Annotated in this window: 22 protein-coding genes and 1 tRNA gene; 14 read left to right on the forward strand and 9 right to left on the reverse strand. The window is 61.7% G+C overall.

The window, feature by feature from the left end; translation table 11 throughout:
- Positions 1-458 precede the first annotated feature (458 nt).
- Positions 459-1,064 carry a septal ring lytic transglycosylase RlpA family protein gene (locus tag NCS58_RS00770; protein WP_250537608.1) on the forward strand — a complete coding sequence of 202 codons (606 nt, stop codon included), beginning with the start codon at positions 459-461 and terminating at the stop codon, positions 1,062-1,064.
- Between the two features lie 52 nt (positions 1,065-1,116).
- Here the strand turns inward: NCS58_RS00770 and rsmI are convergent, their stop codons facing one another.
- Entirely contained in the window at positions 1,117-2,007 is an 891-nt protein-coding gene (gene rsmI, locus NCS58_RS00775; RefSeq protein ID WP_250537609.1) for a 16S rRNA (cytidine(1402)-2'-O)-methyltransferase, read from the reverse strand.
- 80 nt (positions 2,008-2,087) lie between these two features.
- Here rsmI and NCS58_RS00780 point away from each other — a divergent pair, with 80 nt between their 5' ends.
- From NCS58_RS00780 to NCS58_RS00805, 6 genes are all read left to right on the forward strand, one after another.
- A complete protein-coding gene (locus NCS58_RS00780; protein ID WP_250537610.1) occupies positions 2,088-2,441 on the forward strand; it encodes a YraN family protein in 354 nt (117 codons plus the stop codon).
- A 103-nt stretch (positions 2,442-2,544) separates the two neighbouring features.
- A complete protein-coding gene (locus tag NCS58_RS00785) occupies positions 2,545-3,132 on the forward strand; it encodes a phosphoheptose isomerase (protein WP_061116675.1) in 588 nt (195 codons plus the stop codon).
- Positions 3,133-3,155: 23 nt separating this feature from the next.
- Positions 3,156-3,962, forward strand: coding sequence for a BON domain-containing protein (locus NCS58_RS00790; protein WP_061116920.1), 807 nt, complete (start codon positions 3,156-3,158; stop codon positions 3,960-3,962).
- The gene (locus tag NCS58_RS00795) at positions 3,959-4,303 is read left to right on the forward strand and encodes a c-type cytochrome (RefSeq protein WP_250537611.1); all 345 of its coding nucleotides are present in this window, start codon (positions 3,959-3,961) and stop codon (positions 4,301-4,303) included. The genes NCS58_RS00790 and NCS58_RS00795 overlap by 4 nt, the downstream gene beginning before the upstream one ends.
- A gap of 66 nt (positions 4,304-4,369) precedes the next feature.
- Positions 4,370-4,445, forward strand: a tRNA-Ala gene (locus tag NCS58_RS00800).
- A gap of 111 nt (positions 4,446-4,556) precedes the next feature.
- Positions 4,557-4,964 carry a VOC family protein gene (locus tag NCS58_RS00805; protein WP_250537612.1) on the forward strand — a complete coding sequence of 136 codons (408 nt, stop codon included), beginning with the start codon at positions 4,557-4,559 and terminating at the stop codon, positions 4,962-4,964.
- A 10-nt stretch (positions 4,965-4,974) separates the two neighbouring features.
- Here NCS58_RS00805 and NCS58_RS00810 read toward each other — a convergent pair whose 3' ends face one another.
- Together NCS58_RS00810 and sap1 are read right to left on the reverse strand one after the other, a co-directional pair.
- Positions 4,975-5,526, reverse strand: a complete 552-nt coding sequence (locus tag NCS58_RS00810) for a YaeQ family protein (protein ID WP_250537613.1) — start codon at positions 5,524-5,526, stop codon at positions 4,975-4,977.
- A 261-nt stretch (positions 5,527-5,787) separates the two neighbouring features.
- Positions 5,788-6,132: a surface attachment protein Sap1 gene (sap1, locus tag NCS58_RS00815; RefSeq protein WP_250537614.1), complete on the reverse strand. Its 345-nt coding sequence runs from the start codon at positions 6,130-6,132 to the stop codon at positions 5,788-5,790.
- A 400-nt stretch (positions 6,133-6,532) separates the two neighbouring features.
- Between sap1 and NCS58_RS00820 the strand changes: the two genes are divergently transcribed.
- Complete coding sequence (locus tag NCS58_RS00820; RefSeq protein WP_250537615.1) at positions 6,533-7,159, forward strand: LysE family translocator; 627 nt, start codon at positions 6,533-6,535, stop codon at positions 7,157-7,159.
- Positions 7,156-7,626 (forward strand): SgcJ/EcaC family oxidoreductase, encoded by a 471-nt coding sequence (locus tag NCS58_RS00825; protein WP_250537616.1) that lies wholly within the window; start codon positions 7,156-7,158, stop codon positions 7,624-7,626. Before NCS58_RS00820 ends, NCS58_RS00825 begins: the two co-directional genes overlap by 4 nt.
- Positions 7,627-7,722: 96 nt before the next feature.
- Here NCS58_RS00825 and NCS58_RS00830 read toward each other — a convergent pair whose 3' ends face one another.
- Positions 7,723-8,859, reverse strand: coding sequence for a sensor histidine kinase KdpD (locus NCS58_RS00830; protein ID WP_250537617.1), 1,137 nt, complete (start codon positions 8,857-8,859; stop codon positions 7,723-7,725).
- 469 nt (positions 8,860-9,328) lie between these two features.
- On the opposite strand from NCS58_RS00830, the gene NCS58_RS00835 reads away from it, so the two are divergent.
- Positions 9,329-9,565: a hypothetical protein gene (locus NCS58_RS00835; protein WP_061116924.1), complete on the forward strand. Its 237-nt coding sequence runs from the start codon at positions 9,329-9,331 to the stop codon at positions 9,563-9,565.
- A 169-nt stretch (positions 9,566-9,734) separates the two neighbouring features.
- Here the strand turns inward: NCS58_RS00835 and mnmE are convergent, their stop codons facing one another.
- Positions 9,735-11,123, reverse strand: coding sequence for a tRNA uridine-5-carboxymethylaminomethyl(34) synthesis GTPase MnmE (gene mnmE, locus NCS58_RS00840; protein WP_250537618.1), 1,389 nt, complete (start codon positions 11,121-11,123; stop codon positions 9,735-9,737).
- Between the two features lie 312 nt (positions 11,124-11,435).
- Here mnmE and NCS58_RS00845 point away from each other — a divergent pair, with 312 nt between their 5' ends.
- Positions 11,436-11,852: a transcriptional regulator gene (locus NCS58_RS00845; protein ID WP_250537619.1), complete on the forward strand. Its 417-nt coding sequence runs from the start codon at positions 11,436-11,438 to the stop codon at positions 11,850-11,852.
- Positions 11,853-11,922: 70 nt separating this feature from the next.
- On the opposite strand, the gene yidC is transcribed toward NCS58_RS00845, so the two are convergent.
- Genes yidC through rpmH form a run of 4 tightly spaced genes read right to left on the reverse strand, consistent with a single transcriptional unit; the run spans position 11,923 to position 14,661 of the window.
- Positions 11,923-13,593, reverse strand: coding sequence for a membrane protein insertase YidC (gene yidC / locus NCS58_RS00850; protein WP_250537620.1), 1,671 nt, complete (start codon positions 13,591-13,593; stop codon positions 11,923-11,925).
- A gap of 8 nt (positions 13,594-13,601) precedes the next feature.
- Positions 13,602-13,919 (reverse strand): membrane protein insertion efficiency factor YidD, encoded by a 318-nt coding sequence (gene yidD, locus NCS58_RS00855; RefSeq protein WP_061116925.1) that lies wholly within the window; start codon positions 13,917-13,919, stop codon positions 13,602-13,604.
- A 59-nt stretch (positions 13,920-13,978) separates the two neighbouring features.
- Positions 13,979-14,503 (reverse strand): ribonuclease P protein component, encoded by a 525-nt coding sequence (rnpA, locus tag NCS58_RS00860; protein ID WP_409241521.1) that lies wholly within the window; start codon positions 14,501-14,503, stop codon positions 13,979-13,981.
- A gap of 23 nt (positions 14,504-14,526) precedes the next feature.
- Positions 14,527-14,661 carry a 50S ribosomal protein L34 gene (gene rpmH, locus NCS58_RS00865; protein ID WP_004198824.1) on the reverse strand — a complete coding sequence of 45 codons (135 nt, stop codon included), beginning with the start codon at positions 14,659-14,661 and terminating at the stop codon, positions 14,527-14,529.
- A gap of 404 nt (positions 14,662-15,065) precedes the next feature.
- On the opposite strand from rpmH, the gene dnaA reads away from it, so the two are divergent.
- The 3 genes from dnaA to gyrB all read left to right on the forward strand — a co-directional run bounded on the left by dnaA (position 15,066) and on the right by gyrB (position 20,610).
- Entirely contained in the window at positions 15,066-16,646 is a 1,581-nt protein-coding gene (dnaA, locus tag NCS58_RS00870; RefSeq protein ID WP_061116702.1) for a chromosomal replication initiator protein DnaA, read from the forward strand.
- Between the two features lie 264 nt (positions 16,647-16,910).
- Entirely contained in the window at positions 16,911-18,014 is a 1,104-nt protein-coding gene (gene dnaN, locus NCS58_RS00875; RefSeq protein WP_061116703.1) for a DNA polymerase III subunit beta, read from the forward strand.
- A 112-nt stretch (positions 18,015-18,126) separates the two neighbouring features.
- Positions 18,127-20,610, forward strand: coding sequence for a DNA topoisomerase (ATP-hydrolyzing) subunit B (gyrB, locus tag NCS58_RS00880; RefSeq protein WP_061116704.1), 2,484 nt, complete (start codon positions 18,127-18,129; stop codon positions 20,608-20,610).
- Positions 20,611-20,783: the final 173 nt, after the last annotated feature.

Raw genomic sequence — 20,783 nt, forward strand, 5'->3', positions numbered from 1 at the left:
AACCATGCCGTCAATAGGCGAAGGTTGAAACGCTAGTGCGTTTTTACAATCGCTGTCAGTACGCTGTTCCGGGGCCAAAAGCCTCGCAATTGCAACTCAAGCACCTCGAGTAGGTGCACACGTCTTGTCCGGCCAGACGCCGCGCGTCTGTCTGATGGTTTTTGCAGCCATCATGCCGGATGGGGCCTACGCCGCCGTTCCTGCGCTCTAAGGGTTTTCAGCGCACGAATTGATGCCAAGTTCGATGGCGGCTTGTGGGGTCTGGTCAGGCTGCCGGGGACAGGTTGCGCCAGACGTGAACAATAACCGGGCGTTTGCGGCACGAGTGCGCCGCATCCGAGCACAGTTTCGCCGTTCGCTTGACCGAGCGGAGTTCTGCTTTGCACGGCAAAGCCTCGAGCAGCCATGCGCGCGCCGACCAGCGCAGCGCGGCCGCTCCTTTTATCGTAAACACGTCTATGAATGCTCGATTTATTCGACATGTCGGAAGCCTGCTAGCAGTTGGTGTGCTGGCCGGTTGCGCCGCGCCGGGTTCGGGCGATGTCGCAGCCAATCCTCAGAAGACAGACTCTCTGAGCACGAGCAATGCCCGCTCGACGGCGCCGCTCGCGTTCGATTCCCATCTTTCCGCCCTGCCGGCCGACAAGCCGGCCCAGGCTCAGTCGCTTTCGAGCGCCGAGCCGATCACGACCGGCCCGGACGCCGGCAGCTTCGAACAGAAGGGCAAGGCATCGTGGTACGGCCGCATGTTCCATGGCCGCAAGACGGCGAGCGGCGAGAAGTTCAACATGAACGCGATGACCGCGGCGCACCGCACGTTGCCGCTGGCGTCGTGGGTGCGCGTGACGAACGAGTCCAACCACAAGACGGTGGTCGTGAAGATCAACGACCGCGGTCCGTATGTGCGCGGGCGCGTGATCGACTTGTCGTATGCTGCCGCAGCGGTGCTCGGCATGCGCGGCGCCGGCACGCAGAAGGTGAAGATCGAAGGTCTCACGCAGCAGGAAGCGCGTGCGGCGCGCGAAGAGCAGGCGCAATCGCTTGCCGACGACAACGTGAACTGATCTCACGCCGCGCCTTGCAGAACCGGACGGGCCGTCTCGCGACGGCCCGTTTTCATTCGTCTGCGCTTTCGTGCCGCTTTGCCAGCTTGAGCGCGCGCTCGTACAGCGCGCTGCGCGATGCGCCCGTCAACGTCGCGGCGATGCGCGCCGCACTCTTCACCGACAACTCTTCCAGCAGCGTCGCGAGCAGTGCGTCGTGCACGTCGTCGGCGTCTTGCGGTTCGGGCGCGCCTTCCACCACCAGAACGAATTCCCCGCGCTGACGATTCGCATCGGCTTCCAGCCACGCTGGCCCTTCGGCCAGGGTGCAGCGATGCAGGCTCTCGTGTAATTTCGTCAGTTCACGGGCGATCAGCAGTTGCCTCTCGCCGCCGAGCGTCTCGCCGAGCGCGCGCGTCGTCTCCACGATGCGATGCGGCGCTTCATAGAACACCAGCGCCATCGGATGATTCGCGAGCGTGCGCAATTGCGTGGCGCGCTGCTTCGGCTTCGTCGGCAGGAAGCCGATGAACGAGAAGCCGCTTACCCACGCGCCCGCCGCGGAGAGCGCCGTCGTCAGCGCGCTCGCGCCAGGCAGTGGAATGACCGGCAGCCCGGCTTCGCGCACGGCGTCGACGAGACGCGCGCCGGGATCGGAAATGCCGGGCGTGCCGGCGTCGGATACGCACGCGATGCGCTCGCCGTTCCTGAGATGCTCGATCACGCGTTCGGCGGCCGCGCGCTCGTTGTGCTCGTGCACGGCGATCGAGGGCTTCGAGATGCCGTAGCGCGCGAGCAGTTGCGCGGTGTTGCGCGTGTCTTCGGCCGCGATGCGATCCGCGAGTTGCAACACATGCAGCGCCCGCACGGTGATGTCCGCCGCGTTGCCGATCGGCGTGGCGACGACGTAGAGCGCGCTTGTCGGATAGTGCTGCCCGGCGGCGAGTTCGGAGATCTGGAGCATGAGCGCGGGCGTTGAAGGAAAGGACGTCATTTTGCCACGCGCGATTAGCATGGCCCGCCGACAACTTTTAGGGAGGAGCCTTGTCCAAAACGCTCGGCGATGTTTTCGAGTCGCGTGCGCTGGAATTTCTCCAGCGGCAGCGCATGCGCCTCGTCGCGCGCAATGTGACGTGCCGGGGCGGCGAGATCGATCTCGTGATGCTCGATGCTTGCGGCGCGCTCGTGTTCGTCGAAGTTCGGGCGAGGAAGAGCAGGCGCTACGCGAATGCAGCCGCGAGTGTCGATGCGAGAAAGCGTGCGCCCCTCGTGCACGCCGCCCAGCATTTCCTCGCGACCTGGCGCGGCGCGTTGCCGGCGTGCCGCTTCGATGTCGTCGCGTTCGATGCGGGTCGCGTGCATTGGCTGCCCGATGCGTTTCGCGCCGACGAGGCATGAGCGAGGTTCGTTGCATGATGCATGCGGTAAACTGCGCAACAACCGACGCTTTGAGCGTTCAAGCCACATACCGCCGCGCGCCGCGGCCGATGATCGAGAGTCGATGTCAGTCGAACGTATTCAACAGCAATTCCGCGACAGCGCGGCACTCAAACTCGAAGCACTCGATGCGCTGGCGGTTCCGATCGCGGCGGCTGTCGACACGCTTTTCGGCGCACTTGCCAACGGTAACAAGATTCTCGTCTGCGGCAACGGCGGCTCGGCTGCCGATGCGCAACGCTTCGCCGCGCAGTTGATCGGCCGCTTCGAGCGCGAGCGCCCTGGCTTGCCGGCCATCGCGTTGACGACGGATACATCGATCATCACGGCCATCGGCAACGACTATGCGTTCGAGCAGATCTTCTCGAACCAGGTCCGCGCGCTCGGTCAATCGGGCGATGTGCTGCTCGCGATCAGCACGTCGGGCAACTCGGTCAACGTGCTCGCGGCGATTCAGGAAGCGCATGACCGCGAGATGATCGTGATTGCCTTGTCCGGCAAGGGCGGGGGTGCGATGTCCGACGTACTTGCCGAAACCGATATTCACATCTGCGTGCCGTCCGATCGAACGGCGCGCATCCAGGAAGTCCATCTGCTGACCATTCACTGTCTGTGCGACGGCATCGATGCGATGTTGCTCGGCGACGACTGAAACTGAAAGGGGGAACGGAGTTGATGAACAAGACACGCGTCAAGGCGACGCTGGCCCAAGCCACGCTCGTGGTGAGCATGTTGTCGGGAGTCGCATTGACGTTGCAGGGCTGCGCGCTCGCGGTCGTCGGCGCGGCGGCTGGCGGCACGTTGATCGCCACGGATCGCCGCACGCTCGGTGCGCAGACCGAAGACCGCGAGATTCAGGTGAAGGCGCTTTCGCGGATCAACGAGAACCTGCCCGATACGGCGCATGTCAACGTGACCGTGTTCAACCGGCGCGTGCTGCTGACCGGTGAGGTGCCCGACGAAGCGTCGAAGCAGAAGGCCGAGGCCGTCGTGCGCGATATCAATAACGTGGGCAGCATCGTCAACGAACTGTCGATTCAGGGCGCGAGTTCGATCTCGTCGCGTGCGAACGACTCCTATCTCGAAACCCGTGTGAAGACCGCGATGGTCGGCGAAAAGGACTTGCGCGCGAATTACTACAAGGTGGTGTGTGAGCGCAGCGTCGTCTATCTGATGGGTCTCGTCACGCCGGACGAGGGCGCGCATGGCGCCGATGTCACCGCGCGCGTGCCAGGCGTGGAGCAGGTCGTGAAGGTGTTCCAGTACATCAAGCCTGAAGAGGCGCGAGCGCTGGAGGCCGCGGCCGCATCCGATGCGAGCGCGGTGTCGGCGGCAAGCTCGCCCGCTGCCGCTGACGCGACGGTCGGCACGGTGCCCGATTCGGGCGTGACGTCGCGTCCGCTCGACATGCAGTCGCCCGCGCCGGTGAAGAACTCAGACGTGCATCCGGGCAATCCTAATCGGGCTCCCGCGGCGAAATGAGTATGGTGCGTGTGATTTTCGGCGCGGTGATCGTCGCCGCGTCTTTCGGTGTGTCTGCCGCAAAGCAGTCCGTGTCATCCGCGAGTGCCATCGCGATCGCGCGAAGCAATGCGTGCATGGGGTGTCATGCGATCGATCGCAAGCTTGTGGGTCCGTCGTTTCAGCAGGTCGCCGAGAAGTACAAGGGCGATCCGCAGGCGAGCGCGAAGCTCGAGAAGAAGGTGAAGAATGGCGGCGCAGGCGTGTGGGGGTCCATTCCGATGCCATCGCATCCCCGGATGAACGATACGGATATCAAGGCAGTCGTCGGATGGATCCTGGCCGGAGCGCCGGAGAAGTAGGCGCGAGTGGAATCGTCCGAAGGCTTGCCTGTGGGCGATCTGGCTGTGATACAATCTGCATTCGTTGGGGGGGTAGCTCAGCTGGGAGAGCGTCGCGTTCGCAATGCGAAGGTCGGGAGTTCGATCCTCCTCCTCTCCACCACGAATCCAAAGGGCTCGGCTTTAACGCCAAGCCCTTTTCCATTTGTTCCCCCACCCGCCTCCTTTCCCATTCGCGCTAGACTCAATCTCACATCGACTGTGAGAGGGCGACATGCACTTCAACATCCACGGAATCGATCACGTCGTGATCCGCTGCGCCGATCTCGCCAACATGGTGAATTTCTATCGCACCGTGCTGGGCTGTCCAGTGGAGAAAGAACAGCGCGATCTGGGCCTCGTGCAAATGCGCGCGGGCCGTTCGCTGATCGATCTACTGGCCGTCGGCGCGAAGATCGATCGGCCCGAGAGCGGCCAGCCCGGCAGAGGCCGCAACATGGATCATCTTTGCGTGCGCGTCGAGCCGTTCGATGCGGATGCGTTACGCGCGCATCTTGAAAAGCACGGCGCGCGCATCGGGGAAAACGCACGGCGCTATGGTGCCGAAGGTTTCGGTCCGTCTCTCTATCTGTTCGATCCCGAAGGCAACATGGTGGAGCTCAAAGGTCCGCCGGAAGCCTGAACGTCGACCTTCAGGCCGACCCCGCCTTGAGCACGTTCCAACGAATCGCAACCGGATCGACGGTCTCGCTGCTCAGCGTCACGTCCCCGTCCTGCACCATCAATTGCAAACGCATCGTCCGTTCGGCCAGCCTGCCGAGCGCTTCGGCGACGCCATCGGCGAGGGACCACACGGTCACGTTCTGTAGCCGCTCGACCTTACCCTTCACGCCGTTCCACCAGATGTCAGCGGTCTTGCCGGCATAAGCGATGACGATCACGCGCTCCGAGCGCCCGCTCGCTTTCGAAATGCGCCGTTCGTCGGGCTGGCCGACCTCGATCCAGGCTTGAATCTGGCCGGTGAGATCTTTCTGCCAGAGATCGGGTTCGTCGGTATCCGAGAGGCCTTTGGAGAATTCGAGTCGCTCGTCGGCGAACAGCCCGAACGCGGCGACGCGAACCATCATCCGCTCGTCGGTCTCCGATGGATGGCGTGCAATAGTCAGGGAATGATCGCCGTAGTAGTGGCGGTCCATGTCGGCAACTTGAAGGTCGGCCTTGTAAATCGTGGATTTGAGAGCCATTCAGCATGAGGCGCCGGTTTTTTGGCCGGCGAAAAAGGAATATCGGAACGCCCCGTTCGATGGGCGCGCGAAACCGATATTGTGCGGCGAATCGATGGAAATGTGGAAGGCAGCGGGAGACGCGCGCTCGAGAGCGCGGCGCAGAGCGATGCCCACGAATGCAGCGTCGAATTACGTCCAACGATTAATTCGCGCGCAAATCGAAGCGCCGACGCGATTAGAAATCGCGCCGGACTGCAGGCACGGGAACGGGGAAAACGCTTATTGATCGATGAACCGATCCGCGGTCCACATTCCTTGCGTGTCGCTATTGGCGGCGTTGACGAATTCGACGTCATGGCCCACCACGCGAATCACGCGAAAATGCGAATCGACCGGAGTCGAAATACATTCGAATCCCTCGAAAAATTGCTGCATTTTCTGATGCTCGCCGGCTTTCGCATGCTGGTCGGCCGAATCGAACTTGTCTTTGGACAAGCAGCCATACGAATTGGGACGGAACGTGAAGGTCTGCTGAGCCTGTATGACGCTGTCTTGAGCCTGCACTGCGGAAACGACTGCGAACAAACCCATCATCGCAAAAAGAGCACCGGCGCGTTTCTGCATGTATAGCCTCCTAACGAAGCCGTTTCGCAATTAGCTATGTATTTAAAAGCGGATAACCGCAAGACTCATGCTAGATGAGTCAGCCTAACTTGCAAGCATATGTTGTGTGCGGCTGCAACAAGTCAGAATGTCGCAGGTCTATACGGCGACGCGAGCAAATCGCGGATTAATAAAAAATCGTCGAATTTACGCTTTCAGGAGAATGAAAGCCCACATTTGGAGTCGCGAAAGTGTCGCAATTTGCTTCCGCGCGTCTTTTGGTGCGGCGCATTAAACACGGGTGAGGTGTGCACGACAGTTCACGATCGGCGTGGCGCGCGACGTCAAGCTGGCCGAACGGCCTCTTGCAAGCGATCCGCGTTCATGGATAAATCGACGCATCGAACTCAGGAGAACAAGCATGACCCTCGCCCAATGGCTGCCGTTCGCGATCGCGTCGGCGATTCTCGTCGCGATTCCCGGCCCGACCGTGCTGCTCGTCGTGTCCTACGCGCTCGGCCACGGCCGCAAGTACGCCTTTGCGACGACCCTCGGCGTCGCGCTCGGCGACCTTACCGCGATGACCGCGTCGATGCTCGGGCTCGGCGTGCTGCTGGCGGCATCGGCTGAATTGTTCATGGTGGTGAAGTGGATCGGCGCGGCGTATCTCATCTACCTCGGCATCAAGTTGTGGAACGCGCCCGTCGTCGATGCGGACGCCGTCCAGCCCACCGGCGACCTGCGCACGAGCCGCATCATGGCGCACGCCTACGCTGTCACCACGCTGAATCCGAAGAGCATCATCTTTTTTGTCGCGTTCGTACCGCAATTCGTCGATCCGCATACGGCGAGTGTGTCCCAGATCGCGATTCTCGAAGCGACCTTCGTCGGCCTCGCGGCGGCCAACGCATTCGCGTACGCGCTGCTCGCGTCTGGAGCACGCAAGGCGATTCGCAAGGCTTCCGTGCAGCGCGCCGTGAACCGCACGGGCGGCGCGCTGCTGATGGGCGCGGGCGTTTTCGCGGCGGCGTGGAAGAAGGCAACGTGAGTCAGCCCGACGATTGGACCGCGAATGCGCGGCGCGTGTACTACGGCCTGCTCGACGACTGGAACAGGCAGGACGCGGTCACGATGGCCGCGCGGTTTACCGAGCGCGGCAGCATGGTCGGCTTCGACGGCAGCGCTATTGATGGGCGTGCGAGCATCGAGGCGCATCTTCAGCCGATCTTCGCCCGGCATCCCACACCGCGCTTCGTCGCGAAAGTGCGCGAGGTGAGGCGCATGGCAAACGGTCAAACGCTGCTGTTGCGCGCCGTCGCCGGGATGTGGCCGCGCGGTGCCACGGAACTCGAACCGAGCCTGAGTGCGATTCAGACGATGGTGCTGTCGCTCACCGACGGTGTTTATCTGATCGAAATGTTCCAGAACACGCCAGCGGCGTTTCACGGACGGCCGGAGGAAGCCGAGAAACTCAACGCGGAACTGCGCGCACTCGGCAAACCCCCGGGCGCGTGAATTGTTCGTTGAAGAGAGAAGTCGGTTTGGGCCCCCGCTGGCTGTGTCGCATGTCGCTTCCACGGTCCGCGCGGTCATTCAGTTAGGCTCAGAAGCTTATTTCTTCATCAACGTATGCCGCGGAAGACTGATCGTGAATATGCATCCGACGCCCGGAATATCGCGCACGCTCAGAACACCGTCGTTCAGTTCGACGCTCCGGCGTGCAATGGACAGTCCCAGCCCAAGCCCCGATTTATCCGCTCCGAACTGCGTAAATGGCAGAAACATCTGCTCTGCTTTACCCGGCGGGAGACCGCCGCCATGATCCTTCACTTCGATAAGAATCTTGTCGGCGATGGCATATGCGTTCAGGGTCACTTCGGAATGTGGTCGCGTAAATTTGATCGCGTTTTGTATGAGATTGCCGAGCGCCGAATAAAGCAGCTCGCGATTGCCGCTGACAGCGAGCCGGGCATCGACTGGCGTTACGACAAAGCCGCATCCGCGTAGTTGTGCGGCCAGATTTGCCGCGTGCTTCGTTTCGTTTATGAAGTCCGAAAGTGAAAACAGCGTCCACTTCGCGGCATCGCCAGAGGGTTTGCGAGCGTCTTCGATCGAATGCTCAATGAGTTTCCCCAAGCCCGCCAGACTGCGCTCCAGAACGGCGCCCGTAGCACCGAACAAAGGCAAGTTCCCGGCCTTCGCGGCGGCGAATGCGAGAGTCGCCGTGTGCAGGAAGTTGCGAAGCTCGTGCGCGAACGATCCCATGCGTTCGCCTTCTTCCAGTGCGTGCTGAGTGGCCATGCTGAAATCGCGTTGATAACTGAATTCAGTCACAGCGTCGGCGATCGCGTTGTCCAGGCAGCGGTTCAGCGTGCGGAATTCGTCGATCGAAAACGGGGCATCGCGTTCATGTGCCAGGTCCGTGATGGCCTGACACAGGTCTCCGTAATCATGGACGACCTGGTCGACCGTGTACCCCAGCCGTAGCAACTCGTGTCCGTGCCGGGCTGCGGCCTCGCCAATCTCCGATCGGCCGGAGTTGCCTCCCGACGAGCCTGACACGATGACGCTGTCTGCGGGGCGGTCTGTTTGCTCGATTCTCAACGTTTCTATCAGCTGTTCGAGGAACAGCGGAACACCGTTTTCGAGTTGCAGCACGGAAGCGCCGCGCGCTGGCCGTTGCGCGACTTTGATCCTGCATCGCGATATCAGTTCGTCGCGATTATTGGCCAGAAATGTGTGAAGCATGGCGCCTCCTGCACGGTGGATGCCGGTAGCCGAACTACGAGATCTGGTGCGGCCCTTCGGTTCCAGAACTCGCCGTTCTTCACCGCGGAAAGCCAGACCGGTGCGCCCGCACGAAAATCGTGAGCCTCGATGGAGCAGTCAGTCAAGGTATTCGAGGACGTCGATTGTGTGGCGCGGCGTCGAGGGAGTGCGCTGCTTCATAGTAAAGAAAAAGCGAGAGCCTGACGAATCTGCATCGGAATACCTGCAAGGTCCAGAGCAGAAAAGAAGCCCATAATCGGCTTGGAACGCGCCTGGTTTTTCATGGGAAGGTCATAAGGCCAATCCCCGAAGCCTTCGCGGCGCAGCTGGAACGCCAGGTTGCGTCTGGCTCGTGTCTATCTCCTTCGGTGGCGGGACTTGCGTTCTCCGTGACCGTCCGGTCGACGACGCCTTCCGTGCTAGTCTCCGCTGCCAAATGGGAGGTTTTATGAAGCGGACGATCGAGTACCGAGGTTTTGAGATTCATGTCGAGCTAACTCCTTCTGCGCAGGACCTGTTTGACGTGATCGTCCAGATCAAAGGCGCCGAGAACATCGAGGTACTCGGGGCACGGGCGGATCGCGTAAGACTGCGTAACGGCCCTTTTACGGAGCGATGGGCGTATCTCGTCGGAGAAGTTGCAGGACAGGCTGCAATCGACGTCTTGTTGGGCCCTGCGGACTGAACTCGCGTTAGCTGTTCTGGGTGCACAGCGCGCCGCGACACCGGCGTCGAGAACAGACAAAGGCGCCGCGCGCGATACGGCCGCGTTCGACGGTCCGCCACGCATCGTCAGGCGGTCGCTGAATGTGAGGGATAAGTTTCAGACATCGTCGCCGTGCACGACAGCAGGGCTACTTGCCAATGCAGAAGCGGCTGAAGATCACGCCCAACAAGTCGTCGGACGTGAACTCCCCCGTGATCGAGTTGAGATTGTCCTGCGCGAGCCGCAACTCTTCCGCGAACAGATCGAGCACCTGCGAGTGCTGGTCGGCATGTCCGGCGGCAAATCCGAGGTGATCGCGCGCCTCGCGCAGTGCGATCAAGTGACGCTCGCGCGCCAGATACACGCTTTCCGCGCCCGCCTGCCAGCCTGCGATTTTCAACAGTTCATCGCGCAGCAGCGAGATGCCGTCGCCGGTTTTCGCCGACAGGTTGACCTCGCGCGCGTGACCTTCACCCTCATGTGCCGCGGACGGCGCGCCCGCGAGATCCGTCTTGTTCATCACTCGCACGACGGGCACGCCCGCCGGAAAGCGCGCCGCGATGGCCTGGTCTTCCGGTGTCAAGCCTTCGCGCGCATCCAGCAGATGCAGTACGACATCGGCGCGCTCGATCTCTCCCCAAGTGCGCTCGATGCCGATCCGCTCCACTTCGTCCTGCGTCTCGCGCAGTCCAGCCGTATCGATGATATGAAGCGGTATGCCTTCGACCTGAATCGTCTGCGCGACCTTGTCGCGCGTCGTCCCGGCGATAGGCGTGACGATCGCGAGCTCCGCGCCCGCGAGCGCGTTCAACAGCGACGACTTGCCCACGTTCGGCTGACCCGCGAGCACAACCGACAAGCCTTCGCGCAGAAGCGCGCCCTGCCGCGCGTCGGCGAGCACGGTGTCGAGCCGCTGCCGGATGCGTGCGAGTTTGCCGCGCGCATCGGCTGCTTCGAGAAAGTCGATCTCTTCTTCGGGAAAATCCAGCGTCGCCTCGACGAGCATGCGCAGATTGATCACGTCTTCGACGAGCGCATGGATTTCGCGCGAGAACGCGCCTTCCAGCGAGCGGCCGGCCGAGCGCGCGGCGGCTTCCGTACTGGCTTCGATCAGATCGGCGACGGCTTCTGCCTGGGCGAGATCGAGCTTGTCGTTGAGAAACGCGCGTCGCGTGAATTCGCCGGGCTCGGCGAGCCGCAGGCCGAATTCGCGGCCGGCTTCGAGCGCCCGTTGCAGCACCAGTTGCAGCACGATCGGGCCGCCGTGGCCTTGCAGTTCCAGTACGTGCTCGCCCGTGTAGGAATGCGGCGCGGGGAAATAGAGCGCGATGCCGCGATCGAGGGCTTCGCCGTTGCCGTCGATGAACGGCACATAGCTCGCGTGACGCGCCGCCAGCCCCTGACCGCATAAAGCGTGCATCGCCTTTTGCGCGGCGGTCTCGCCCGCACGGCCGAACGACAGACGCACCACGCCGATTCCGCCACGCCCGGGCGCGGTGGCGATTGCGACGATCGGATCGGTGTCGTTGCTCAGCATGGCGGTCGTGTCGTCGGATGGTTTCGAAGTGCGGGCATTGTATCGCGGGGTACGGATGAAGCCTCTCGCGCCCTCGCGCAGCAACACCGGGAGTGTTAGCCCTTTTGAGATAAAAAGTTACACTGAGGCTGAAACGGAAACTTTCACGCCGTCTGACGGATGAGGCATACGGAAGCTCACGTTGCGCCGGAAATTTGTTGCCACATAGCAGTCAACTCGCGTGCGTATTCAAGATAAAAGCACGCGGAGTCGCGCCAAATCTAGCCCGGATGGTTGACTGGTAAGCAGCGATTGCCTCGCACAATCCAGCCCATGCCTACACCCCAAGAAAAGGCCGATTTTTCCGAGCGGCTCAAATTCTCGATGACCCGTGCACCCGAAAAGATGCGCGGCGCGACTGATCTCGCACTGCATTTCAATCTGCGCTATCAAGGCGAATCGGTTTCGCCACAGACGGCGCACAAGTGGCTCACCGGACGCTCGATTCCCACCTTCGACAAGCTGAAGACGCTCGCCGAATGGTTCAAGGTCGATCAGCACTGGCTGCATTACGGGCCGCCGCCGAGCGGCAATCCGCAAGCGACGCCGAAGCCGCTCGCGCGCGACGAGCGGTATCCCGCGTCCGAGGAGACGCTCGAATTGGCGACGAAGATCGAAGCGCTGTCGCCGCATCATCGATATTTGCTCGAAGAACTCATCGAGCAGTTTTATGGTTCGATGAAGGGGTAAATCCGGTCCCACAAAAGCAAAACGCCCGGCAAGCCGGGCGTTTCCACATCTGGAAGAGCAAAGCCGCCGCTTACGCCGGCTTTTGCTTGCTCTTGCCCATCATGCGCGTGATGTAGTACTGCTGCGCGATCGACAGCACGTTGTTCACCACGTAGTACAGCACGAGACCGGCCGGGAAGAAGAAGAACATGACCGAGAACGCGATCGGCATGAACATCATCATCTTCGCCTGAACGGGGTCGGGCGGCGTCGGGTTCAGCTTGGTCTGCACAAACATAGAGACGGCCATCAGCACCGGCAGGATGAAGTACGGGTCTTGCTGCGACAGATCGTGAATCCAGAGAACCCACGGCGCGCCGCGCATTTCCACCGACGACAGCAGCACCCAGTACAGCGAGATGAACACCGGAATCTGCACGACGACCGGCAGACAGCCGCCGAACGGATTCACCTTCTCGGTCTTGTAGAGCTCCATCAGCGCGGCGTTCATCTTCTGCGGGTCGCTCTTGAAGCGTTCGCGGAGCTGCTGCATGCGCGGCGTGATTTCCTTCATGCGCGCCATCGACTTGTAGCTCGCCGCCGACAGCGGGAAGAACACGGCCTTGATGAGCAGCGTAAGGAGCACGATCGCCCAGCCCCAGTTGCCCACGTAGCTGTGAATCTTCTCGAGCAGCCAGAAGAGCGGCTTGGCGATGATCGTCACCATGCCGTAGTCCTTCACGAGCTCCAGTCCCGGCGCGATGCCTTCGAGCATGCGTTCTTCTTCCGGACCGGCGAAGAGACGCGCATCGACGTTCACGGTCTGTCCCGGCGCGATCGTCTGCGCGGGCAGGGTCATGCCGACGCGATACAGTTCCGGATCGATCTTCTGCACGTAGATGTCGCGCTTCACGCCTTGCTGCGGAATCCACGCGGACGCGAAGTAATGCTGCACCATTGCGACCCAGCCGTTATCCGACGAAGGCTCGAACGTTGCCTTGTTCTTGTCGATGTCCGAGAAGTCGATTTTCTGGAAGTGCTTCTGTTCCGTATAGACCGCCGGCCCGATGAAGGTGTGCGAGAAACGCGGCGTCTCGACCGGCGTGTTGTCGCGCACGAGTTCCATGTAAAGCTTCGGCGAGACGGGCGCGGTGCCGACGTTCTCGATCTTCGTATCGACGTTGATCACATAGCTGCCGCGCGTGAACGTATAGGTCTTGATGACCTTCACGCCACCCTTCACCGGCGATTCGAACGCGATCTTCAGCGTCTTTTCGTCGCCCGTCAGCGACGTCTTGCCGGGCACCGGCGTGAAGATGTCGTTGTGGTTCGGGAAGTCGCCGCCCAGAAGGCCCGTGCGCGCTAGGTACGTGTGGTTCGCGGTGTGATCGAAGAGCGTGATGTAGAGGTCCGGCTGCTTGCCGTCGCCTTCCTTCATCAGCGCGAGCTTCGAGAGCGTGCCGCCGCGCGTGTCGATCTCACCGGAATACACGTCCGTTGTGAACTTGACGAGCTGGGCTTGCGCCGTGGCGGGGGGCGTAGCGGTGCCGGGGGCGGCCGCGCCCGCGGGCGCGTTCGGCAGCTCGGACGGCTGTGCGCCGGATGCGGCGGAGCCCGGTGCCGGGTTGCTGGCGGTCTTGGCGGGTTGCGTCGCGCTCGGGAAGAACATCGACGGGCGCCCATGGTCCCGTTGCCAGTTGTCGAACAGCAGGACAACTGACACGAAGAAGATGACCCATAGGACGGTGCGTTTGATATCCATGCGTTGTCTCAGTGTCGATCGGAAAGCGCTTCAGCGCCGTTTAGTGTTGAAAGCTTGTCTTGCCCCGAATCCGGGCGCGATTCGGACGCGTCGTCAGAGCCGACGTGTCCGCGGGGAGGCGGCACGAGATCGACGCCGCCCGCCGAAAAAGGATGGCAGCGGCACAGCCGTTTCACGGCGAGATACGTGCCATGCGCGGCGCCATGATACTGGATTGCCTCGCGCGCGTAGTCGGAACAGGAAGGATAAAAACGGCACCGGTTGCCGAGCAGCGGGCTCACAGCAACCTTGTAGAAGCGCAACAACGCGATGAGTGCCGTTTGCATAGTCTTCGCGCCGTACGCCGGACCCGCCGTAAAAGGCAAACGTCTGGCGCAACCGCGCTTCATGACCCTGACGGGCCGGATGATTCGTCGACGGCGGGCGCCTCGGGCGGCGCCGCCACGGTTTCGGCCCTGCGGCGCGCGGCTTCGCGCACGGCACGGTCGAACAATGCTTCAAGCTCGCTGCCGACGAGCGCCCTGAGCGGCGGCGAACTCGCGCTCGGCATCGCCTTGCGGTCGATCTTCGCGTGCAGCCGAACGAGGATATCGAATCCGTTCAGCTGCGCACGCCGCAACCGGAACGTGTCGCGCGCAAGCCGTTTGATCAGATTGCGCGTGACGGCGCGCGGCGCCTGCTTCTTGCCGATCACGAGCCCGAGCCGCGCTTGCGTCCCGGACGGCTTGCCGTACAAAACGAAGTGCGGCGAACGCCGCCAGGGGCGCAAACGAAAAACGGATGAGAACTCATCCGTTTTCAGCAGCCTTGCGGCCTTGGGGAACGCGGCCTGCGCCGGCAACTGAACGATGTCCTGTTTCAAGACTTCTGTGCGGCGCGTGAGCGGCTCGCTGTCGAGTGCAAGATCCAACCGCGAGCGGGCATTCGGCAGACTTAGATGGCCAGGCGCTTGCGGCCCTTCGCGCGGCGAGCGTTGATGACCTTGCGGCCGCCAGCGGTCTTCATGCGAACGCGGAAGCCATGGGTGCGCTTGCGGCGCGTCACGGAAGGTTGGTAAGTACGTTTCATGGTGCTCTCACTTGAGTTGATTGACCGCGCGGGCTTGGCTCCAGTGTGGTCACTGCAAGCGCGATGGCCGGAGGTTCAGGAATTCTGTTTTCGCGGAACCCGCTATTTAAACCGTTTTCCTATTGACCGTCAATAGGTTAGCGCGAGCGAACGCGCATTCCGGCGGATTTGCGGCCTCGTCGACGTGCTGATTTGACCCTGTGGATAACTCGCGCGCCGCCCTCGTTTGGCGTTAGAATCTCGCCTTACTCCCAAATATCCGCCCGCTGCTTCGGCCCGCCGTCCGCCCGCAAACCCTTGTGGCGTAAGCCTCCGGAGCATCCCTGCTCGGCTGTGCCGGGACTTGTCCGAACGTTCGGCAAGCACGGCCCGCAGGTGCGGAGCAACCATAACGACCGCATTCGATGAACGATTTCTGGGAACACTGTTCCGCACTGCTTGCGCGAGAACTCACGCCGCAGCAGTACGTCACGTGGATCAAGCCGCTGACCCCGGTCGACTTCGATGCCGACGCAAACACCCTGCGCATCGCCGCTCCCAACCGCTTCAAGCTCGACTGGGTGAAAAGCCAGTTTTCGGGCCGCATCGCCGACGCGGCGCGCGACTTCTTCAGCGCACCCATCGATGTTCAGTTCGTACTTGACCCCAAAGCAACTGCGCGCAACGCGATCGGCGGCGGATTGAGCGCCGCGCCGCGCCCGACCGCGAGCGCACCCGCCGCGCCGCGCGCTCCGGCGCCGTCGGCGGCGGTGCCGCAAGCGCCTTCCGTGGTTGCGCACGCGAATGCCACCGCGCATATCAACGCGCTCGCCGCAGAAGCGGCGCAACAGGCGCAAGCCACGCAGGACGACCAGGCCGATCTCGATCTGCCGAGCCTCGACGCCAACGAAGCCGCCGCCGGCCGGCGCACGTGGCGCCCGGGCGGCGCGCCGTCGGCGGGCGGTGAAACCGATTCCGCCTACGAGCGTTCCAAACTGAACCCGGTGCTGACGTTCGACAACTTCGTCACCGGTAAGGCGAACCAGCTCGCGCGCGCGGCCGCCATTCAGGTCGCCGACAATCCGGGCATTTCGTATAACCCGCTCTTCCTGTATGGCGGCGTGGGTCTCGGCAAGACGCACCTGATTCACGCCATCGGCAATCAGTTGCTGATGGACAAGGCGGGCGCGCGCATTCGTTACATTCACGCGGAACAATACGTATCGGATGTCGTGAAGGCGTATCAGCGCAAGGCGTTCGACGACTTCAAACGCTATTACCATTCGCTCGATCTGCTGCTCATCGACGATATTCAGTTCTTCTCCGGCAAGTCGCGCACGCAGGAAGAGTTCTTCTACGCGTTCGAGGCGCTCGTCGCGAACAAGGCTCAGGTCATTATCACGAGCGATACCTATCCGAAGGAAATTTCCGGTATCGACGACCGCCTGATCTCGCGCTTCGACTCCGGCCTGACGGTCGCGATCGAGCCGCCCGAGCTGGAAATGCGCGTGGCCATTCTGATGAGGAAGGCGCAGTCCGAAGGCGTGAGCCTGTCGGAGGACGTCGCGTTTTTCGTCGCGAAGCATCTGCGCTCGAACGTTCGCGAGCTCGAAGGTGCGTTGCGCAAGATCCTCGCGTACTCGAAGTTTCACGGCCGCGACATCACGATCGAGCTGACCAAGGAAGCGCTCAAAGATTTGTTGACGGTGCAGAACCGGCAGATCTCGGTGGAGAACATTCAGAAGACGGTCGCCGACTTCTACAACATCAAGGTCGCCGACATGTACTCGAAAAAGCGGCCGGCCAACATTGCGCGCCCGCGCCAGATCGCGATGTATCTGGCGAAGGAGCTGACGCAGAAGAGCCTGCCCGAAATCGGCGAACTGTTCGGAGGACGCGATCACACGACCGTGCTGCACGCGGTGCGCAAGATCGCGGCCGAGCGCGGCACTGATGCGCAGTTGAACCACGAACTGCACGTGCTCGAACAGACGCTGAAGGGCTAAGGGCCTGCGGGCGCGGCGCGGAGAACGCACGCGTCATTTATTGCGTTCGAGCGCCTGTTTTTTGATGAAAACGCCCCCATTTTTAGGGGGCGGTTCCGTTTTGAGGCACAATATAGGTTTAGCCGTCCGTGGCCTGGGCGGCTTTCGAGCGCAGTTTTCGCGAGTGACCGGCGGGGGGCCGGCAACGCGTGTTACGAGGTTGTCCGTTGGGCAAATCTGGTGGCGAAACCGGCGGACAGGCCGTCACATCAACGAAGGAACTCTATGCAACTGGTCAAGACCGAACGAGATAATCTTCTAAGGCCGCTGCAAACCGTGAGCGGCATCGTAGAACGCCGCCATACGTTGCCGATCCTCGCGAATTTGCTCATTACCAAGAACGGCGCAGATGTGTCGTTCCTCTCGACCGACCTCGAACTCCAGATCACGACCCACGCCGATTTCGGCGTCGGCAGCGACCAGGTCGCCACCACGGTCGCCGCGCGCAAGCTGCTCGACATTCTGCGCGCGATGCCTTCCGGCGAAGTGGTGCTCGATCTTTCCGACAAGCGCCTCACGGTGCGGTCCGGCAAAAGCCGCTTCGCGCTGCAGACGCTCGCCGCCGACGAATTTCCCACGGTCAACCAGGCTACTGACTTCGGCGCGAGCCTTTCGGTTCCGCAAAAGACATTCCGCCAGTTGCTCGGCATGGTCTATTTCGCGATGGCCCAGCAGGACATCCGCTACTACCTGAACGGCATGCTGCTCGTGGTGGACGGCGACCAGCTGATGGCGGTCGCGACCGATGGCCACCGTCTCGCGTTCTCGTCGATGAAGATCGAAGGCTCGTTCGCGCGCCAGGAAGTGATCATCCCGCGCAAGACGATTCTCGAGCTCCAGCGTCTGCTCGAAGACATCGACGATTCCTTGAAGATCGACATCGCCGCGACGCAGGTGAAGTTCAGCTTCGGCCAGGTGGAGCTCGTGTCGAAGCTGGTCGAGGGCAAATTCCCCGACTTCCAGCGCGTGATCCCGAAGTCTCACAAGAACACGTTCGAAATCGGCCGTGAAGAGTTGCAGCGTTCGTTGCAGCGCGCGGCGATTCTGACTTCCGACAAGTTCAAGGGCGTGCGTTGCCTGGTCGAGCCGGGCCAGCTCAAGATCATGTCGACCAACGCCGACCAGGAAGAGGCGCAGGAAGAACTGGAGATCGCTTATCAGGGCGATACCGTCGATATCGGATTCAACGTCACGTATCTGCTCGATGTGCTCGCGAATCTGAAGATCGACACGCTCAAAGTGAGCCTCGGCGATGCCAATTCCAGTGCGCTCATCACGATTCCCGAGAACGAGGAATTCAAGTACGTGGTGATGCCGATGCGCATCTGACGCGCGCAATACCGGGAACACTCCAAGGGGCGGCGCGCCCCTTTGGCGTTTTTAAGGTGTTTTGAAAAGTTCGAGCAGTAACCCAGGCAGTGACGCAGAACCGGAAAATTCCATGACTGAAAACACAAACCCGCAGCCCGACAACAAGCCCGACAATAGCTATGGCGCTTCGTCCATTCAGATCCTCGAAGGTCTGGAGGCGGTGCGCAAGCGGCCGGGCATGTACATCGGCGATACGTCGGATGGCACCGGTTTGCATCACCTCGTTTTCGAAGTGCTGGACAACTCCATAGACGAAGCGCTCGCTGGCTATTGCGACGACATTCACGTCGTCATTCACGCGGACAACTCGATTTCCGTGACCGACAACGGCCGCGGCGTGCCGACCGGCCTGAAGCGCGACGACAAGCACGATCCGAAGCGCAGCGCCGCCGAAATCGTGATGACCGAGCTGCACGCGGGCGGCAAGTTCGACCAGAACAGCTACAAGGTGTCGGGCGGCCTGCACGGCGTGGGCGTGTCGTGCGTGAACGCGCTGTCGGAATGGCTGCGCCTCACGGTGCGCCGCGACGGCAAGAAGCACTTCATGGAATTCGCGCGCGGCGTCGTGCAGAACCGCGAGATCGTCGAAGAGGACGGCGTGCAGTATTCGCCTATGCCCGTCGTCGGCGATACGGAAAATCGCGGCACCGAAGTGCACTTTCTCGCAGATGCGACCATCTTCGGCAATGTCGAATTTCACTACGACATTCTCGCGAAGCGCATGCGCGAGCTCTCGTTCCTGAACAACGGCGTGCGTATCCGCCTGACGGATCAGCGCACCGGCAAGGAAGACGACTTCGCGTTCGCGGGCGGCGTGAAGGGCTTCGTCGAGTACATCAACAAGGCGAAGCAGGTGCTGCATCCGACCGTCTTCCACGCGGTTGGCGAGCGCGAGAACGTGACCGTCGAAGTGGCGATGCAGTGGAACGACAGCTTCAACGAGAGCGTGCTGTGCTTCACGAACAACATTCCGCAGCGCGACGGCGGCACGCATTTGACCGGACTGCGCGCGGCGATGACGCGTGTCATCAACAAGTACATCATCGATAACGAGATCGCGAAGAAGGCGAAGGTCGAAACGACCGGCGACGATATGCGCGAGGGTCTGTCGTGCGTGCTGTCGGTGAAGGTGCCGGAGCCGAAGTTCAGCTCGCAGACGAAGGACAAGCTGGTGTCGTCGGAAGTGCGCGCGCCGGTCGAGGAAGTCGTGGCGAAGGCGCTCGAAGACTATCTGCAGGAGACGCCGAGCGACGCGAAGATCATCACGGGCAAGATCGTCGATGCGGCGCGCGCTCGCGATGCGGCGCGCAAGGCGCGCGAGATGACGCGCCGAAAGGGCGTGCTCGACGGCATCGGCTTGCCGGGCAAGCTCGCCGATTGTCAGGAGAAGGATCCGGCGAAGTCGGAGATTTATATCGTCGAGGGCGACTCGGCGGGCGGATCGGCGAAGCAAGGGCGGGATCGCAAGTTCCAGGCGATCTTGCCGTTGCGCGGGAAGGTGCTGAACGTCGAGAAGGCACGTTTCGACAAGCTGATTTCGTCCGAGCAGATCGTCACGCTGGTGACGGCGCTCGGGTGCGGTATCGGCAAGGATGATTACAACCTCGACAAGCTGCGCTATCACCGCATCATCATCATGACCGACGCGGACGTCGACGGCGCGCACATCCGCACGCTGCTGCTGACGTTCTTTTATCGGCAGATGCCGGAGATCGTCGAGCGCGGATATATCTATATCGCGCAGCCGCCGCTCTACAAGATCAAGGCGGGGAAGGACGAGCGCTATATGAAGGACGCGCACGAACTCAATCAGCATATGTTGAAGCTGGCGCTTCAAGGGTCGGAACTTGTCCCGAGCGAGGGCGCTGATCCCATTTCCGGCGATGCGCTGGGCGAACTCGCGCGCGCGTATCTGCTCGCGCAGGCTGTGGTCGATCGCTTGAGCCGCATCTACGACGCGGCGGCGCTCGAAGCGGTGATGGATGGCGTCGTCATCGATCTTTCATCGCAGGAAGCGGCTGATGCGTCGGCGAAGCGTCTGGAAGAACGGCTGCGTGCCGATCCGTTGAAGCCTGAAGTGACCGTTCAAGCGGCTTACGATCAAGTGCGCGAGTTGCGCTCGCTGCATGTCAAGCGGCGCCATCACGGCAATGTCAAGGTGACGGTGCTCGATGAAGACCTTCAGTTGACGGCGGACTACAAGCAACTCGTCTCGACGGCCGATACGTTCAAGGGGTTGATCGGCGAAGGCGCATTGATCAAGCGCGGCGAACGGTCGATGGCCGTCACCGATTTCAAGACCGCGATGAAGTGGCTGATCGCCGATGCGGAACGCAATGTCAGCAAGCAGCGATATAAGGGGCTGGGCGAGATGAATCCCGAACAGCTCTGGGAAACGACCATGGATCCGAACGTGCGGCGTCTGTTGCGCGTGCAGATCGAAGACGCGATTGCTGCGGATGGCATTTTCACGACGCTCATGGGCGATGATGTCGAACCGCGGAGAGCGTTTATTGAAAGTAATGCGTTGCGGGCGGGGAATATCGACGTTTGATTCAAAATGTAGACGTAGGGCGCCAGAGTAATTGCGACTGGCGCCACAGTTTTGCGACTGCGCGACGAGAATGATGCTACTGACCTATCGGGTATCCCCGACGCGTCCGCACATTGAAGAACAGGGAACGAGCAGCTTTTTTGGAGAGGCTATCCGTAATTCGGCGCTGCGAA

Origin of the sequence: Caballeronia sp. INML3B (assembly GCF_023631305.1) — a bacterium.
Taxonomy (GTDB): Bacteria; Pseudomonadota; Gammaproteobacteria; order Burkholderiales; family Burkholderiaceae; genus Caballeronia; species Caballeronia turbans.